14 protein-coding genes are annotated in these 16,449 nt (G+C 70.6%); 11 read left to right on the top strand and 3 right to left on the bottom strand.

What is annotated here, in order from left to right; genetic code table 11:
* Positions 1-13 precede the first annotated feature (13 nt).
* From ACI2LP_RS11115 to nudC, 4 genes are all read left to right on the top strand, one after another.
* The gene (locus ACI2LP_RS11115) at positions 14-865 is read left to right on the top strand and encodes a hypothetical protein (protein WP_404724218.1); all 852 of its coding nucleotides are present in this window, start codon (positions 14-16) and stop codon (positions 863-865) included.
* Positions 866-980: 115 nt separating this feature from the next.
* Positions 981-4,475: a UvrD-helicase domain-containing protein gene (locus ACI2LP_RS11110; protein WP_404724217.1), complete on the top strand. Its 3,495-nt coding sequence runs from the start codon at positions 981-983 to the stop codon at positions 4,473-4,475.
* Positions 4,476-4,485: 10 nt separating this feature from the next.
* On the top strand, positions 4,486-5,898 hold the full coding sequence (locus tag ACI2LP_RS11105; protein WP_404724216.1) for a dipeptidase: 1,413 nt from the start codon (positions 4,486-4,488) through the stop codon (positions 5,896-5,898).
* 32 nt (positions 5,899-5,930) lie between these two features.
* Positions 5,931-6,887 (top strand): NAD(+) diphosphatase, encoded by a 957-nt coding sequence (gene nudC, locus ACI2LP_RS11100; protein WP_360873530.1) that lies wholly within the window; start codon positions 5,931-5,933, stop codon positions 6,885-6,887.
* Positions 6,888-6,934: 47 nt separating this feature from the next.
* On the opposite strand, the gene ACI2LP_RS11095 is transcribed toward nudC, so the two are convergent.
* Positions 6,935-7,177: a mycoredoxin gene (locus ACI2LP_RS11095; protein ID WP_404724215.1), complete on the bottom strand. Its 243-nt coding sequence runs from the start codon at positions 7,175-7,177 to the stop codon at positions 6,935-6,937.
* Between the two features lie 184 nt (positions 7,178-7,361).
* Between ACI2LP_RS11095 and ACI2LP_RS11090 the strand changes: the two genes are divergently transcribed.
* The 5 genes from ACI2LP_RS11090 to ACI2LP_RS11070 all read left to right on the top strand — a co-directional run bounded on the left by ACI2LP_RS11090 (position 7,362) and on the right by ACI2LP_RS11070 (position 11,219).
* On the top strand, positions 7,362-9,536 hold the full coding sequence (locus ACI2LP_RS11090; protein ID WP_404724214.1) for an ATP-dependent DNA helicase UvrD2: 2,175 nt from the start codon (positions 7,362-7,364) through the stop codon (positions 9,534-9,536).
* Positions 9,537-9,701: 165 nt separating this feature from the next.
* Positions 9,702-10,028 (top strand): hypothetical protein, encoded by a 327-nt coding sequence (locus ACI2LP_RS11085; protein WP_404724213.1) that lies wholly within the window; start codon positions 9,702-9,704, stop codon positions 10,026-10,028.
* A 170-nt stretch (positions 10,029-10,198) separates the two neighbouring features.
* Positions 10,199-10,567, top strand: coding sequence for a WhiB family transcriptional regulator (locus ACI2LP_RS11080; RefSeq protein ID WP_360873518.1), 369 nt, complete (start codon positions 10,199-10,201; stop codon positions 10,565-10,567).
* Entirely contained in the window at positions 10,564-10,887 is a 324-nt protein-coding gene (locus ACI2LP_RS11075; protein ID WP_404724212.1) for a hypothetical protein, read from the top strand. The genes ACI2LP_RS11080 and ACI2LP_RS11075 overlap by 4 nt, the downstream gene beginning before the upstream one ends.
* 131 nt (positions 10,888-11,018) lie before the next feature.
* Positions 11,019-11,219: a hypothetical protein gene (locus ACI2LP_RS11070; RefSeq protein WP_404724211.1), complete on the top strand. Its 201-nt coding sequence runs from the start codon at positions 11,019-11,021 to the stop codon at positions 11,217-11,219.
* Between the two features lie 33 nt (positions 11,220-11,252).
* Here ACI2LP_RS11070 and ACI2LP_RS11065 read toward each other — a convergent pair whose 3' ends face one another.
* Positions 11,253-12,617, bottom strand: a complete 1,365-nt coding sequence (locus ACI2LP_RS11065) for an ABC1 kinase family protein (RefSeq protein ID WP_404724210.1) — start codon at positions 12,615-12,617, stop codon at positions 11,253-11,255.
* 65 nt (positions 12,618-12,682) lie between these two features.
* Entirely contained in the window at positions 12,683-13,831 is a 1,149-nt protein-coding gene (locus ACI2LP_RS11060; RefSeq protein ID WP_404724209.1) for a ThiF family adenylyltransferase, read from the bottom strand.
* Between the two features lie 236 nt (positions 13,832-14,067).
* Here ACI2LP_RS11060 and ACI2LP_RS11055 point away from each other — a divergent pair, with 236 nt between their 5' ends.
* Complete coding sequence (locus tag ACI2LP_RS11055) at positions 14,068-14,691, top strand: M48 family metallopeptidase (protein WP_404724208.1); 624 nt, start codon at positions 14,068-14,070, stop codon at positions 14,689-14,691.
* Between the two features lie 108 nt (positions 14,692-14,799).
* Positions 14,800-16,443, top strand: a complete 1,644-nt coding sequence (locus ACI2LP_RS11050; RefSeq protein ID WP_404724207.1) for a TerD family protein — start codon at positions 14,800-14,802, stop codon at positions 16,441-16,443.
* Positions 16,444-16,449: the final 6 nt, after the last annotated feature.

The raw sequence follows: 16,449 nt of genomic DNA, 5'->3' as shown, positions 1-16,449 counted from the left end.
CGAGGAGAGACACATGGCGGCCAAGCGGAAGTTCCTGGTCACGGCCGCGGTCTGGGCAGCCACGGTCGCCGGCCTTGCAGGCTGCTCCACCGGCGGTGAACTCAAGGCCGAGGGCAGCGTCGGGAAGAAGGACGCGGTGGCCGCCGCGACGACGAAGGCATCGGATGACCCGTTCGGCGGCCTGGGCGCCGACCAGATCGCCGACAAGGCGGTCGCGGCCACCAAGGAGGCCGCATCCATCAGGATGGCGGGCCGGGTCGTGAGCGACGGCGAACCCCTCACCTTCGACTTCGCCGTGGACACCAAGGGCGCCTGTACCGGCAAGCTCGGGATGAAGGGCGGCAGGGCCGAGCTCCTCCAGGTCAACAAGGTGCTCTACATGAAGGGCGACGCGAAGTTCTGGGATGCCTCGCTCGGCGCCGAGGCCAAGGGACTCACCTCCCTGCTGAAAGGCCGCTGGCTGAAGGTGCCGGCGGGCACTGCGGGTGACATGGACGGAGTCTGCAACCTCAGAGCCATGCTCGACGGCATGGACAAGGACAAGTCGGATCGCCGGGGCATGACCAGGGGCCCCGACGCCGAGGTCGACGGCAGGCCCGCGGTGACCCTGGTGAAGAAGAAGGCCGGCGGCCGGTCGACGACCATGTTCGTGGCCAAGGAGGGCGAGCCCTATCTGCTCAAGGTCGTGAAGACCGGCGGGGACGAGCCCGGCACGATCGTCTTCTCCGAGTACAACAAGCCGGTCAAGGCAGTCGCTCCGCCGGCCGACGAGATCGTCGACCTCCAGGACCTGAGCACGGACGCGGCGGCGGTCGCGGCCCTGGACCTGGACCTGGGCAAAGCGTTCGGCGGCACCAGCGCCTGACTCGGCCTAGTACTCGGCCTGGCCGCCAGGCCCGGCTGACCGGCTGGGGTCCCGCCCGCTCGGCTGAGGCCGGTGGGGGTCCTCGCTGTCAGTGGTCCCCACTAGCCTCACTGAGGTGACCCCACGCATCACCGATCCCGAGCAGCTCAAGGAGCTTCTCGGGATCCCCTTCACCCCGGAGCAGACGGCCTGCATCACCGCGCCGCCCGCCCCGCAGGTCATCGTGGCCGGAGCCGGGTCGGGGAAGACGACGGTGATGGCCGCGCGTGTGGTGTGGCTCGTCGGGACCGGCCAGGTCGCACCCGAGCAGGTCCTCGGCCTCACCTTCACCAACAAGGCGGCCGGCGAGCTCGCCGAGCGCGTCCGCACAGCGCTCGTACGGGCCGGGGTGACGGACCCCGACGTCATCGACCCGGACAACCCCCCGGGCGAGCCGCGCATCTCGACGTACCACGCCTTCGCCGGACAGCTCCTCACCGACCACGGCCTTCGGATAGGCCTGGAGCCGACCGCGCGCCTGCTCGCCGACGCCACCCGCTATCAGCTCGCCGCGCGCGTGCTGCGCGAGGCGCCGGGCCCGTATCCCTCGCTCACCAGATCCTTTCCGTCCCTGGTCAGCGATCTGCTGGCGCTCGACGCGGAGCTCGCGGAACATCTCGTACGCCCCCAGCAGCTCGCTGCGCACGACGCGGAGCTGCTGCGCACCCTGGAGAACGTCCGGCTCAGCAACGCCGAGCTGCGCAAGGTTCCCGAGGCGGCCGCGGCCCGCCGCGAACTGCTCGATCTCACCGTCCGTTACCGCGAGGCGAAGCGCGCCCGCGACCTCCTCGACTTCGGCGACCAGATCGCGCTCTCGGCCGAGCTCGCGCTCACCAGGCCCGAGGTCGGATCGATCCTGCGGGACGAGTTCCGGGTGGTCCTGCTCGACGAGTACCAGGACACGTCAGTGGCCCAACGGCTGCTTCTGTCCGGCCTGTTCGGGCAGGGCACCGGCCATGCCGTGACCGCGGTCGGCGACCCCTGCCAGGCCATCTACGGCTGGCGAGGGGCCTCCGTCGCCAATCTCGACGACTTCCCGGCCCACTTCCCGTACTCCGACGGTCGCCCCGCCACCCGCTTCTCGCTGAGCGAGAACCGCCGCAGCGGTGGCCGGCTGCTGCACCTCGCCAACGGCCTGGCGGCGCCGCTGCGGGCCATGCACGAGGGCGTCGAGGCGCTGCGCCCCGCCCCCGGCGCCGAGCGCGACGGCATCGTCCGCATCGCCCTCCTGCCCACCCACGCCGAGGAGATCGAGTGGCTCGCCGACTCGATCGCCCATCTGGTGCGTACGGGCAAGGAACCCGGCGAGATCGCGGTCCTGTGCCGTACGGCCGGCGACTTCCCCGAGATCCAGGGCGCGCTGGTCGCCAGGGACATCCCCGTCGAGGTCGTCGGCCTCTCCGGACTGCTCCATCTCCCCGAGGTCGCCGACCTGGTCGCGATGTGCGAGGTCCTCCAGGACCCGGGGGCCAACGCCTGCCTCGTACGTCTGCTCACCGGGCCGCGCTGGCGGATCGGCCCGCGCGACCTGGCGCTGCTGGGCCGCCGGGCCCGGCTGCTCGTCCACCGCGACGCGTCCGACGGGACGGACCCGGACGAGCGACTGGCCGCGGCGGTCGAAGGCATCGACCCGGCGGAGGTCATCTCGCTCGCCGACGCGCTGGACACGTTCCTGGAGTCGGCGGGCGGCGATGACGACGACCTGCCCTTCTCCGCGGAGGCCCGGGTCCGCTTCGCCCGCCTCGCCGCGGAACTGCGCGACCTGCGCCGCTCACTGGCCGACCCCCTGATGGACGTCCTGCACCGAGTCCTGGCCACCACCGGCCTCGAGGTCGAACTCTCCGCGTCCCCGCAGGCGCTGGCCGCCCGCCGCCGCGAGACCCTCGCCAACTTCCTGGACACAGCGGCCGGTTTCGCGGCGCTCGACGGGGAAGCCACGCTGCTCGCGTTCCTCGGCTTCCTGCGTACGGCCGCGCAGTACGAGAAGGGCCTCGACAACGCCCTGCCGGGCGGAGAGAACACGGTCAAGGTCCTGACGGCGCACAAGTCCAAGGGCCTGGAGTGGGACGTCGTGGCGGTCCCCGGACTGGTCGCCAAGCACTTCCCGAACGACCAGGCACGCGAGGCCTGGACCTCCCAGTCCAAGGTCCTGCCGCACGCGCTGCGGGGCGACGCGGGCACGCTTCCCGACGTGCCGTCCTGGGACGCGAAGGGGCTGAAGTCCTTCAAGGACGCCATGAAGGCCCACCAGCACACGGAGGAACTGCGCCTCGGCTACGTCACCTTCACCCGCCCCCGCTCCCTGCTCCTTGGCTCGGCCCACTGGTGGGGCCCGACCCAGAAGCGTCGCCGGGGCCCTTCGGAGTTCCTCCAGGCGCTGTACGACCACTGCACGGAGGGCTTCGGCGAGATCGAATTCTGGGCCACGGAACCGGACGAGGACGCGGAGAACCCGTCCCTTCACGAGACGACCGGCGAGCAGGCCTGGCCGCTCCCACTGGACCCCACATCACTCTCACGCCGACGCGAGGCGGCAAACACGGTGCTGTCCTACCTGGAGGCGCTTTCGCAGAGCCCGGACGGCGTGGAGGAACCGGAGGACCTGGAGGACATCGGGGCCCCGGGCGAACTGGAGGACCCGGGCGAACTGGACGACCTGGGCGAGCCGGAGCACCTGGGCGAGCCGGAGCACCTGAGAGAGCCGGAGGATCTTGAGGACCTCGACTGGACGCCGTGGGACGACGACGAGCCGGTCGACCTCCCGCACCAGCGCCGCGAGTCTCCAGCGGTCCGGGGCGAAGCCCCGGTCTCGGGAACCGGCAGGTCGGGGGAACAACCCCCCACCCCCGAAGACGCCCGCACCATCGCCTCCTGGGACCGCGACCTCACCGCCCTCACGCGCGAGCTCCACCGCACCCGCGCCTCCGTCCGCGACGTCCCCCTTCCCCCTTCCCTCTCCGCCTCCCAGCTCATGCGCCTCGCCGCCGACCCCGACGGCTTCGCCCAGGAGCTGGCCCGCCCCATGCCCCGCCCCCCGCACCCCGCCGCCCGCCGGGGCACCCGGTTCCACGCCTGGGTGGAGTCGCGGTTCGAAGAGCTGCCGCTTCCGATGCTCGGCCCGGACGAGCTCCCGGGCGGCGACGAGGACGACCCCGAGATCGCCGACGAGCGCGACCTGGCCGCGCTCAAGGAGGCGTTCGAGCGCACCCCGTACGCCCGCCGAACCCCTTTCCGCGTGGAGTCCCCGTTCCAGATCACCCTCGCGGGCCGAGTGATCCGGGGCCGCATCGACGCGGTCTACCTGACCGACCCCTCGGAGGGCGCCCCGTACACGTACGAAATCGTCGACTGGAAGACCAGCCGCACCCTCACCGCCGACCCCCTCCAGCTCGCCATCTACCGTCTCGCGTGGGCCGAGCAGCACGACCTCCCCCTCGAAGCCGTCAACGCCGCGTTCGTCTACGTACGCAGTGGAGAGATCGTGCGCCCCGACGCTCTCCCGGGGCGCGCCGAGCTCGAGCGCATCCTGCTGGGCGAGACGGCCGACGAGACACCCACCGGCGCCCGTTAGGCTCAAGTGCATGAGCGACACCCCGGACAGCGCCGTCCGTACGTACATAGAGCAGCACCGCGCCGCCTTCCTCGACGACCTCACCGACTGGCTGCGCATTCCGTCCGTATCGGCACAGCCCGGCCACGCGGCGGACGTACGGCGCAGCGCCGACTGGCTCGCGGCCAAGCTCAAGGAGACCGGCTTCCCGGTCATCGAGGTCTGGCCCACGCCCGGCGCCCCCGCGGTCTTCGCCGAGTGGCACTCCGGCGACCCGGCCGCACCCACCGTTCTGGTCTACGGCCATCACGACGTCCAGCCCGCCGCCCGCGAGGACGGCTGGCACACCGACCCGTTCGAGCCGCAGACCGTCGACGGCAGGATCCATGCCCGCGGCGCGTCGGACGACAAGGGCCAGGTTTTCTTCCACACCCTGGGTGTACGGGCCCACCTCGCCGCCACCGGCCGCAGCGCGCCCGCGGTCAACCTCAAGCTGCTGATCGAGGGCGAGGAGGAGTCGGGCTCGCCGAACTTCCGCGCCCTTGTCGAGGCGAACGCCTCCCGGCTCGCCGCCGACGCCGTGATCGTCTCGGACACCGGCATGTGGTCCGAGACGACTCCCACCGTCTGCACCGGCATGCGCGGCGTCGCCGACTGCGAGATCGAGCTGTACGGCCCCGACCAGGACATCCACTCCGGCTCCTTCGGCGGCGCGGTCCCCAACCCGGCCACCATCGCCGCCCGTCTCGTCGCCGCGCTGCACGACGCCGACGAGCAGGTCACCATCCCCGGCTTCTACGACGGCGTCACGCCGCTGACCGACGCCGAGCGCGAGTTGTTCGCGGAGCTCCCCTTCGACGAGGCGTCCTGGCTGAGCACTGCCAAGTCGCACGGCACGCTCGGCGAGGCCGGGTACTCCACGCTGGAGCGCGTCTGGGCCCGCCCGACCGCCGAGCTGAACGGCATCGGCGGCGGCTACCAGGGCCCCGGCGGCAAGACGATCATTCCGTCGTCGGCCCGGCTGAAGCTCTCCTTCCGGCTCGTCGCAGGACAGGATCCGGACCGTGTCGAAGAGGCCGTCCGCACCTGGGTCGCAGCCAGGATTCCCGTCGGCATCCGCCACGAGCTGAGCTTCGGTGCCTCGACCCGCCCCTGCCTGACGCCGCTCGACCACCCCGCCCTGCAGTCGGTCGTACGGGCCATGAGCCGGGCCTTCGACGGGCAGAAGATCCGCTTCACCCGCGAGGGCGGCTCAGGCCCCGCCGCGGACCTTCAGGACGTCCTTGAGGCGCCCGTGCTGTTCCTGGGCATCTCCGTACCGTCCGACGGCTGGCACGCGCCCAACGAGAAGGTCGAGATCGACCTCCTCCTCAAGGGCGTGGAGACGACCGCACACCTGTGGGGCGACCTCGCCGCCGCCCTGAGCCGAACGTCGCTGAACTGACACCCAATCCACCCGGGGGAGTTGGAAGTACCGTGAGCACCAACAGCTACGCCGTCCCAGACCGCCCGATCGGTCTCACCGCGCCGAGCGGCATCGACCGCGAGGCACACCACCGCCTCGACGAGGCCTGGCTGGCGGCGGCGTGGAGCCACCCGACGACCCGGGTCTTCGTGGTCTCCGGCGGTCAGGCGCTGGTCGACGACACCCCTGACGGCCGCACCGAGCTCGTCATGACGCCCGCCTTCGAGGCCCCTGTCACCGAGACCCACCGCTACTTCCTGGGCACCGACGAGGACGGTGTGCGGTATTTCGCGCTCCAGAAGGACGCCCTCCCGGGCCGTATCGACCAGTCCGCGCGTCCCGCGGGGCTGCGCGAGGCCGGACTGCTGCTCGGCCCGCGCGACGCGGGCCTGCTGGTGCACGCGGTCGCGCTGGAGAACTGGCAGCGGCTGCACCGCTTCTGCTCACGCTGCGGCGAGCGCACCGTCATCGCGGCCGCGGGTCACATCCGCCGCTGCCAGGCGTGCGGCGCCGAGCACTACCCCCGTACCGACCCCGCCGTGATCATGCTCGTCACCGACGAGGAGGACCGCGCGCTGCTGGGCCGCCAGCTGCACTGGCCGGAAGGGCGCTTCTCCACGCTCGCGGGCTTCGTCGAGCCCGGTGAGTCGATCGAGCAGTCCGTGCGCCGGGAGGTCTTCGAGGAGGCGGGAGTCAGCGTCGGCGAGGTCGAGTACGTCGCCAGCCAGCCCTGGCCCTTCCCGTCGAGCCTGATGCTCGGCTTCCTGGCGCGGACCGATCCCGCGGGGTCCTCCGAGATCAATGTCGACGGCGAGGAGATCCACGAGGCGCGCTGGTTCTCCCGGGACGAGCTGCGGGCCGCATTCGAGTCCGGGGAGGTGCTGCCTCCCTTCGGGATCTCGATTGCGGCCCGCCTCATCGAGCTCTGGTACGGCAAGCCGCTGCCGAAGCCCGGAGATGTCGCTTAGCGACTGCTCGGCGATCGCTGAGCAGTCGCTGGTCGCTGAGCTGTCGCTCAGACGCCGATCTTCTGCTTGACCTGGGCCAACGAGGGGTTGGTCAGCGTCGAACCGTCCGCGAAGAGCACGGTCGGAACGGTCTGGTTGCCCCCGTTGGCCTTCTCGACGAATGCCGCGGAGTCGGGGTCCTGCTCGATGTTGATCTCGACGTACGTGATGCCCTCCCGGTCCATCTGGCTCTTCAGCCGACGGCAGTAGCCGCACCACGTGGTGCTGTACATCGTCACAGTGCCCTGCATCGTCTCTCTCGCTCCTCGGTCTCGTCTCGCTGTGTCATCGGGTGTGCTCGATACGTGTTCGCGTGTGCGCACCGAGTAGGTGAACGTACGCGACCTGGTCACCATTCCCGCATTAGTACGACTGCCCCCGCCTCCCTGTGGACAACGGCCCCAGCCGCCTCCCGGGACCTGGCAGCATGGCGGTGTGACAGCAGCAACGCACTCCTCCCTTTTCCCGCAGGTCCCCGAGTCGGCGGACGCGGTGCTCGACGGGCTCGACCCCGAGCAGCGCGAAGTGGCGACCGCCCTGCACGGTCCGGTGTGCGTGCTGGCAGGTGCCGGCACGGGCAAGACGCGCGCGATCACCCACCGCATCGCGTACGGCGTGCGCGCGGGCATCATCCAGCCCGCCAGTGTGCTGGCTGTCACCTTCACCAACCGCGCCGCGGGTGAGATGCGCGGCCGGCTCCGCCAGCTCGGCGCCGGCGGCGTCCAGGCCAGGACCTTCCACTCGGCCGCGCTTCGCCAGCTCCAGTACTTCTGGCCGAAAGCGGTCGGTGGCGAGCTGCCCCGGCTGCTCGACCGCAAGATCCAGCTGGTCGCCGAGTCCGCCGCCCGCTGCCGCATCCGGCTCGACCGCAATGAACTGCGGGACGTCACCAGCGAGATCGAGTGGGCCAAGGTCACCCAGACCGTGCCCGCCGACTACCCGGCCGCGGTCGCCAAGTCGCACCGGGACGCCCCGCGCGACCCGGCCGAAATCAGCCAGATCTACGGGATGTACGAGCAGCTCAAACGCGACCGCTCGGGCATCGACTTCGAGGACGTTCTGCTGCTGACGGTCGGGATCCTCCAGGACCGGCACGACATCGCCGACCAGATCCGCCGCCAGTACCAGCACTTCGTGGTGGACGAGTACCAGGACGTGAGCCCCCTCCAGCAGCGGCTCCTTGAGCTGTGGCTGGGCGACCGGGACAGCCTCTGCGTGGTCGGCGACGCCAGCCAGACGATCTACTCCTTCACCGGAGCCACGCCCGACCATCTGCTGAACTTCCGCACCCGCCACCCCGACGCGACCGTCGTCAAGCTGGTCCGCGACTACCGCTCCACACCACAGGTCGTCCATCTCGCCAACGGCCTGCTGAGTCAGGCCCACGGCCGGGCCGCCGAGCATCGCCTCGAACTGATCTCGCAGCGGGAGGCAGGCCCGGAGCCCGCCTACACCGAGTACGCGGACGAGCCGGCCGAGGCCGAGGGCACGGCCCGCCGCATCCGCGACCTGATCGCCGCAGGCGTCCCGGCCGGCGAGATCGCCGTGCTGTACCGGGTCAACGCCCAGTCGGAGGTCTATGAGCAGGCGCTCGCCGACGCCGGAGTTCCCTACCAGCTGCGCGGCGCCGAGCGCTTCTTCGAGCGCCAGGAGGTGCGGGAGGCCGGCGTCGCCCTGCGCGGCGCGGCCCGGGCAGGGGGCAACGACTCGCTGCTCGACGACGCCGAGGACCTGCCCGCCCAGGTCCGGGCCGTGCTTTCGACGAAAGGCTGGACCACCGAGCCGCCCGCCGGTTCCGGGGCGGTGCGCGATCGCTGGGAGTCGCTGGCCGCGCTCGTCCGCCTCGCCGAGGACTATGCACGGGCCAAGCCGGGCGCGACCCTCGCCGATCTGGTGACCGAGCTGGACGAGCGCGCCGCCGCTCAGCATGCCCCCACCGTCCAGGGCGTCACGCTCGCCTCGCTCCACTCGGCGAAGGGCCTGGAGTGGGACGCCGTGTTCCTGGTCGGGCTCACCGAGGGCATGATGCCGATCACCTATGCCAAGACCGAGGAGCAGGTCGAGGAGGAGCGTCGGCTGCTCTATGTCGGTGTCACCCGGGCCAGGCTCCATCTGTCCCTGTCCTGGGCGCTGTCCCGTTCACCGGGCGGCCGCGCCTCCCGCCGCCCCACCCGCTTCCTGAACGGGATGCGACCGGGCTCCGTGGCCCCTGGTGCACGTGGCGCAGGCGGAGCGGGCGGTGTCGAGCGCGGCAGCGGCAGCCGCCGCAAGCGGCGCGGCCCCGTGCTGTGCCGGGTGTGCGGCAAGACGCTCACCGACGCGGGTGAGATGAAACTGATGCGCTGCGAGGACTGCCCCTCCGACATGGACGAGGCGCTGTACGAGCGGCTTCGCGAGTGGCGCTCGGACCAGGCGAAGGAGCTGGGCCAGCCCGCGTACTGCGTGTTCACCGACAAGACCTTGATGGCGATCGCCGAGACCGTGCCGGGCGACGAGGGCGAGCTGGCCGGGATCTCCGGCGTCGGCGGGCGCAAGCTGGAGCGTTTCGGCGCCGATGTGCTCGCCATCTGCGCAGGTCAGGAGCTTGAGGGAGCGGACGAGGAGGACTGATACAAACTCGTCGAGAAAATAGTTTGCGCCCGCCCCAGCAAGCCCCATAGGTTCTTAACCACGGGAACAGCGACTTCTCTGAAGCCCTGTTCTCGTGCTGTACTTATCCGAATACGCGTGATCGGCCCCGGCCGGTCCCCGAGACGCCGAGAGGAGGCGATTCCAGTGATCAGCATCAAGACCCGCTTCACCAGCACCGACAAAATGACCGATCGCTCGGTCGTCTCCGCCTGCTCGCTCGGCTTCTCCGCGGCGTTCAACGGCACCGGTGTGTCCGGCATCTCCGCCGTGCGTCCGGTCTCCGGTCTGGGTGGACTCCCCGTCCTGGAGCGCAATGAGCGACCGACCAAGGCACTGGAAGCAGCAGTAGCAGCGGCAAAGGCTCGGGCCTATGCCTTTGCGGCGGCCAGTGCCGGCAGCAAGAAGCAGCAGACGCAGCACCACACGATGTGGGCCTTCCGTGGGCTCGAACCCTGGAGTGATCCAGCCTGATCCAGATCAGGCCGGCGCCTTCAGGGCCGCGGAACCCCACCCGGGATCCGCGGCCCTTCTGTTTTCCCCGAACGGGGATGCCAGAGCGAAGGGGCCTCGGGACAAGAAGCACCCGGTACCAGCCGACACCCGGCCAACAGGCCGGACCGACCAGACGAGGAAAGACCACCGTGCAACTCGAAGCGCACGCCCCGTCCGTACCGCCTTCCGAGACCATTCCCCCGCCCGCCCTCACGGAGGACTCCACCTTGACTCCGCTCACTGCGCTCACCGCGCTCGACGACGCCATCGAGAACCTCGGCGTACCCGTCCCCTGCCGTGCCTACGACCCGGAGGTCTTCTTCGCCGAGTCCCCGGCCGATGTCGAGTACGCCAAGTCCCTCTGCCGCACCTGCCCGCTGATGGAGGCCTGCCTCGCGGGCGCCAAGGAGCGGCGTGAGCCGTGGGGCGTCTGGGGCGGCGAGCTCTTCGTCCAGGGCGTGGTCGTGGCCCGCAAGCGGCCGCGTGGTCGCCCGCGCAAGAACCCGGTCGCGGCATGAACGCCATCGGAACCATCGACCGACCCGTCACGCACGATCCCCAGAAGCTGGCCCCAATGACCTCTTCCATGAGCGAGCCGTCCGGCTCCGCGACCTCAGACGTCACCACCACCGGCGCGAACGCCTCGCGTCAGAACAGGACCCGTGAGATGCAACTCATCCCAGAAGCCATGGCACGTGCGCATATGCACGAGCGCCTGCGCGAAGCCAACGCGGAACGCCAGGCCGTGCGCCTGATCGCCGCCCGGAGGATGCAGCGCCGTGCCGAGCGTGTCTCGATGCGCGCCCGCCGCGCACTGGCCATGGCGGTCATGAACTGACCGCACACATGCACTGACAGCAGAAGCAGAAGCTGACCCGCGGGGGCCGGTCCGAACGGACCGGCTCCCGCGGTGCGTTGTCCCGGTGCGTTGCCCCTGCGGCCGGTCCCCTGCGGGGTTATCGTCACGAGGTGGACCAGCAGCAGACTCCTCACCCTGCGCAGCCGGGTGCCGAGAGCATCGTGTGTTCCCACTGCGGCGCCGTCGCCGAGGGACCACCGCCCACCTGGACCTGCTCCGTGGAGAACGGCACTCGTCACTACTACTGCGACGACTGCGCACGCGCCAACATCAGAGCGATCGAGGGCCGGCTCGACTCTGCCTGGTGGTGACGGCCGCGCGCTGACCCGGTCGCGCTGACCGGATCAGGCCTGCGCCTCGACCGCCTCGCTGTCCTCCCCGTCGTCCGCCAGAAACCCGGGGAGCCACGAGTCCAGCTCATCGCGCAGCCGCACCGTGGCGTTCAGCTGGCACAGCACGCCGATCGTGCTCAGCGTCACCCGGTGTATGAGCAGATACGAGGGCGGCAGATTGAGCTGCTTGCCCAGCTGATGGGCGGGGGAGCGGATGTCGGCGATCCGGGCCGCCTGGTGGCGCATCCAGCTCCGGGTGAAGGTGAACTCCTCGGCCTCCGCGGGCTCGATGATCGGCAGCAGATACTCGAGCACGGCGTCGGGGTCGAGCTTTATGGCCTCCTTGACGAAGCCCGCCTCGCGCAGCAGCTCGTAGACCGCTTCGGCCTCGCCGTCGAGCGTCATCCGCAGACAGTCGCCGATGGTCCCCGGCAGCCCACCGGGCAGCCGGTCCACGGTGCCGAAGTCCAGTACCCCGAGCCGCCAGCCCTCGCCGTCCTCCTCCGGGAGCAGCCGGAAGTTCCCCGGGTGCGGATCGGCGTGCAGCAGCCCCGTGCGCGCCGGACCCGAGAACAGGAAGCGGGCCAGCAACTGCCCCGCCCGGTCCCGCTGCTCGTCCGTGCCGTGGGCGATCACCTCGGCCAGCGGGATCCCGTCGATCCACTCGGTCACCAGCACCTGGTCACACTGATGCACCACGTCCGGCACCACAACATCCGGGTCGTCCGTGAACTCGGCAGCGTGCTCCCGCTGTGCCTGCGCCTCCAGCTCGTAGTCCAACTCCTCCGACACCCGGTCGCGGAGCTCGGCGATCAGCGGCTTGATGTCCATCCCCGGGATCAGCGGACCAAGCAGCCGGGCGAACCGGCTGAGCTGCGTCAGATCGGACAGCAGCGCATCCCCCGCCCCCGGGTACTGCACCTTCACCGCAACCTCGCGCCCGTCGTGCCACACCGCCCGGTGCACCTGACCGATGGACGCGGCGGCCGAAGGCTTGTCCTCGAAGTTGAGGAACAGCTCCCGCCACTCCCGGCCCAGCCGCTCCGTCAGGACCGCGTGGACCGTGCGTGTCGGCATCGGGGGCGCCGCGTCCTGCAGCTTTGTGAGAGCCGCGCGGTAGGGGCCCGCGACCTCCTCGGGGAGCGCCGACTCGAAGACAGACATGGCCTGCCCGAACTTCATCGCACCGCCCTTGAGCTCACCGAGGACCTTGAAGAGCTGTTCCGCCGTGCGCTGTTGCAGCTCCCTCGCCACGATCTCCGCGGACTTCCCGCCGATCCGCTTGCCCAGACCCCATGTGGCACGGCCGGCGAAGCCCAGTGGCAGCGCGGCCAACTTGGCGGTCCGGGTGACCGCCTTCCGGGGAAGATCAGACATGCGCCCCTCCAAATCCCAGACAGCCGTGCCGCGTTCGCCTGATGGCTTTACCTCACTGACGGCGGTTACCCGACCATTGTCTCGTGCGACGGCCCGAACCCTGAGGTGTGCCCCCTCTCAGTTTTCCCGGCTGCCCTGCAGAGGCAGTCGAGGTGCGGTGCGATCGTCTCCGACCGCCAGTCCAGCAGAGGCAGGGATGTCTCCCACCGGGCTCCCGTGCTCGCGGGCAGCTCCCCGTCGAGAAACGACAGCGCGTGCGCCGCCGTCATCCCCGCCACCGCAGTGGCCAGCGCAATATCGCAGGCCGGAGCCGCGCTGCGACGGCCCCCCGAGCGCCACTGTGCGAGCAGCCTCGCCCTGCCCGGGTCGCGCTCGGCCCGGCGCAGCTCAAGGCAGCCGGCGCAGGCCGTGCCGCCGGGGAGCACCAGCGGGCCCACTACGCCTGAGGCTTCGACAACTCCCGAGTACAGATGGGGTGTGCCGGTGGTGATCCAGTCCTCGGCCGCGGCGGGCTCGGGCACATAGGCCGCAAGTCCGTCCCGTGGAGCGACGACGACCAGCGAGAGGCCGGGCTCGGCCCCGGCCGATGCCGTCGCCGACTCGGCCGCGCGTGGCGGGCGGTCCGGCGCGGACCGCCGCACCAGCTGCCGTGCCGCCGCGTCCCGCCGTTCGCCGACCGCCTCCGTCGGCAGGCCGCCGGGGGCCACGTCCCACGGCTGCGTACATCCGCCGTCCAGCACCTCGACCCGGCCCACTCCGGAGGCGGACAGCACGCCGGCGACCGTCGCACCCACCCGGCCCGCGCCCCGGACCTGGACACGCATCGCGCGCCTCGCCGCCAGGCGCTGTATTCCGGCCCCCGGTTCCGGATGGACCACGGACAGCGATGCCAGATCGGGGCGCAGCCGGTCGAGCGCGCCTGCCCGTTTCCGTAACGCCTCGGCCGCAGGTCCGCCGGCCGTCGGATCGTCGAGCAGTCCGGCTTTCGCCAACCGCTTCACCAGAGCGTCCACTTGTCCCTCGGGCAGACCTCTTGCCCGCGCCTCCTCGCGCAACAGCGGCAACCCCCGGGTGCCGTCCAGCAGCTCCAGCAGCGAGCTCGTCGCCGTGTCCACCGGGCCGACCGCCACCGCATGCGCGGGAGTCACCCCGAACTGCACGGTCTGCCGCTCCCGCCACGCCCGCCTCAGGGCAGGCTTCACCATCGGATGCATTTCCACTTCCCCGTTCCCCCGATCCCCCGTCGAAGTGTTGTGAAGGTCTTGTCGGATCTCTGCGCCGATCTGCGGACTGATCTGCTGTCAGAATGCACGGTCGCGCCGACAGCTGTGAAAAGTTGTCCACAGGCACCTGGTATTAGTCGTTCAAATGGTGCACGCCAAGGAGTGGATCATGCTCGAACCGTCCCGGAGTCGGGACTTCCCCCACTGACAGCGGGTAACGTCGGGGCGTGTCCGTCGACCCTTCCCCTCGCCTCGCTGGGGAGACCCCACCGCACAGCTCCGGGAGTCAACAGCGCAGCGCGATCAGCCGCCCGTCCCGCGGATCGGGGACGAGTGCGGTCGAGGTCCGCAGGAGCGCCCGGCGCAGCAGAACGGTCTCCGCCTATCGGGAGGGTGACCGGACCATCGTCCTCATTCCCGCCAGGATGTCGGAGGCGGAGGAGCGGCGCTGGGTCACCGTCATGCTCGACAAGCTCGCCGCGCAGGAGTCCAAGCGCATCCTGGGCGACGCTGAACTGACCGAGCGTGCCGAGCGCTTGTCCGCCCAGTACTTCGACGGACGCGCAAGACCGACATCCGTGCGATGGGTGACGAACCAGAACACCCGCTGGGGCTCCTGCACTCCCGCGGAGGGCAGCATCCGCCTGTCGCACCGTCTGCAGGGCATGCCCGAGTATGTCGTGGACTATGTGCTCGTCCATGAGCTGGCCCATCTTCTTGTGCCGGGACACGGGCCGCGGTTCTGGCGGCTGCTGGAGGCGTATCCCCGTACCGAGCGGGCCAGGGGCTATCTCGAGGGCGTCGTCGCCGCCGACCGGCTGCCCCACCTTCCCACCGCGCGCGGAGAGTGACGATCAACGGTCCTGTACCGAATGGGTACCGGCTTGGCTCAATGTCGCACTCAGCCGTTAGCCTGGCGCGACGTAATCATATTTCGGGATGGGGGACGGTCGTTACGCATGGCCAGGGAATTCCAACGCGGCCACAAGGCCAAGATCAGTGATCTCACGCCGGGAACAGATCTGTACGTAGGTGTGCAGATCGCCGCTCCTGGTTTGACCTTCGACATCAGCTGCTTCGGACTCGACGCCAACGAGCAGCTTTCGGACGACCGGTACTTCATTTTCTTCAACCAGCCGAAATCGCCTGAGGAGTCCGTTCAGCTGCTCGGCGCGCAGTCCGGTGACACCGAGTCCTTCCGTGTCACTCTGGACCGTATTCCGGCCAACATCCACAAGCTCTCGTTCACGGCGACGATCGACGGCGCCGGGCAGATGTCGCAGGTCGGCCCCGGGTACATCCGCATCGTCGCGGGCGGCGAAGAGGTCGTGCGGTACGCCTTCACGGGTTCGGAGTTCACCACCGAGCGCGCGGTGATGCTCGGCGACTTCTACCTGAAGGACGTGTGGCGCTTCGCCGCCGTCGGCCAGGGCTTCGACGGCGGACTCGACGCGCTGCTCAAGAACTTCGGCGGCGAGGTCGCCGAGGAGCAGCCGGCCGCGCAGCAGCCGCAGGGCGCCGCGCCGTCGTTCGCGCCGCCCCCGCAGGCGACCGCGCCCCCGGCGTTCGGCGCGCCCGCCGCACCGCAGATGCCCCAGGCCCCCCAGCCCGCGCCCTCCTTCGGTGCACCGCCTGCCCCGGCCCCGGCACCGGCGCCCGCTCCTGCGCACAACCCGCAGATGCACGCGGCGCCCACCATCGCGGCGCCGATGACCCCGCCGGCCGGCACCGTTCCGCCGCCGGCGCCCGCCCCCGCGCCGTACGGACAGCCGCCCCAGCAGCCGCAGTACGGCCAGGTCCCCGGGCAGGTCCCGGGCCAGCTGCCCGGACAACCGCCGGGCCAGGTCCCGCCGGGCGCGCCTGCGCCGTACGGACAGCAGGCACCGTCCCCGTACGGACAGCAGCAGCCCGTCGGCATGCCCCAGGGAGTCCCGCAGGCCGGCGCCGGTCTGCAGGCCGCCCTCCAGGCCTACCGCGAGACCCCCACCGGTCAGCGCTGGACCCCGCAGAACCAGCAGCTCATGCGGGTCGATCTGACCATGGGCGGCACGCCCGTCCTGGCCCGCCAGGGCAGCATGGTGATGTATCAGGGCAAGGTCGACTTCAGCTACAAGGGCGCCGGCTTCGCCGGTCGCATCGTCGGCAACGCCACCGGCCAGGAGATGCAGTTGATGCGCTGCTCCGGCCGCGGCCAGGTCTTCCTCGCCGAGAACGGCGCGCATCTGCACACCATCGAGCTGCAGGGCGACGGCATCTGCGTCTCCGCCGAGAACGTGCTCGCGTTCGACGAGACCCTGCAGCACGAGGTGCGCAGGATCGAGGGCCACGGCATCCCCGGCGGTGCGCTGTTCACGATGATGTTCCACGGCACCGGCACGGTCGTCGTGAAGACCCACGGCGTTCCCGTGGTCCTGCCGGTCACGCCGACGACGTTCGCCGACTGCAACGCCGTCGTCGCCTGGTCGGCCGCGTCCCAGGTGATTCTCTCCAGCCAGGTCCGGCTGCGTCGCAACGCGTACCCGGGACACAGCGGAGAGACCGTCAATCTCCAGTTCCGGGGTGCCCCCGGGAACTTCATCGTCGTCCAGCCGTACGAGGTCTGAGGGAGC

It is taken from the genome of Streptomyces sp. NPDC019890, assembly GCF_044903445.1.
Taxonomy (GTDB): domain Bacteria; phylum Actinomycetota; class Actinomycetes; order Streptomycetales; family Streptomycetaceae; genus Streptomyces.
The sequence above is the reverse complement of the archived record's forward strand: the minus strand, read 5'-3'. Positions and strand labels throughout refer to the sequence as shown.

Bases quoted from the DNA above. Each gene is read 5' to 3' on its own strand.
- ACI2LP_RS11115 (WP_404724218.1), top strand. From the start codon at position 14: ATGGCGGCCAAGCGGAAGTTCCTGGTCACGGCCGCGGTCTGGGCAGCC.
- ACI2LP_RS11105 (WP_404724216.1), top strand. From the start codon at position 4,486: ATGAGCGACACCCCGGACAGCGCCGTCCGTACGTACATAGAGCAGCAC.
- ACI2LP_RS11095 (WP_404724215.1), bottom strand. From the start codon at position 7,177: ATGCAGGGCACTGTGACGATGTACAGCACCACGTGGTGCGGCTACTGC.
- ACI2LP_RS11075 (WP_404724212.1), top strand. From the start codon at position 10,564: ATGAACGCCATCGGAACCATCGACCGACCCGTCACGCACGATCCCCAG.
- ACI2LP_RS11065 (WP_404724210.1), bottom strand. From the start codon at position 12,617: ATGTCTGATCTTCCCCGGAAGGCGGTCACCCGGACCGCCAAGTTGGCC.
- ACI2LP_RS11060 (WP_404724209.1), bottom strand. From the start codon at position 13,831: ATGCATCCGATGGTGAAGCCTGCCCTGAGGCGGGCGTGGCGGGAGCGG.
- ACI2LP_RS11050 (WP_404724207.1), top strand. From the start codon at position 14,800: ATGGCCAGGGAATTCCAACGCGGCCACAAGGCCAAGATCAGTGATCTC.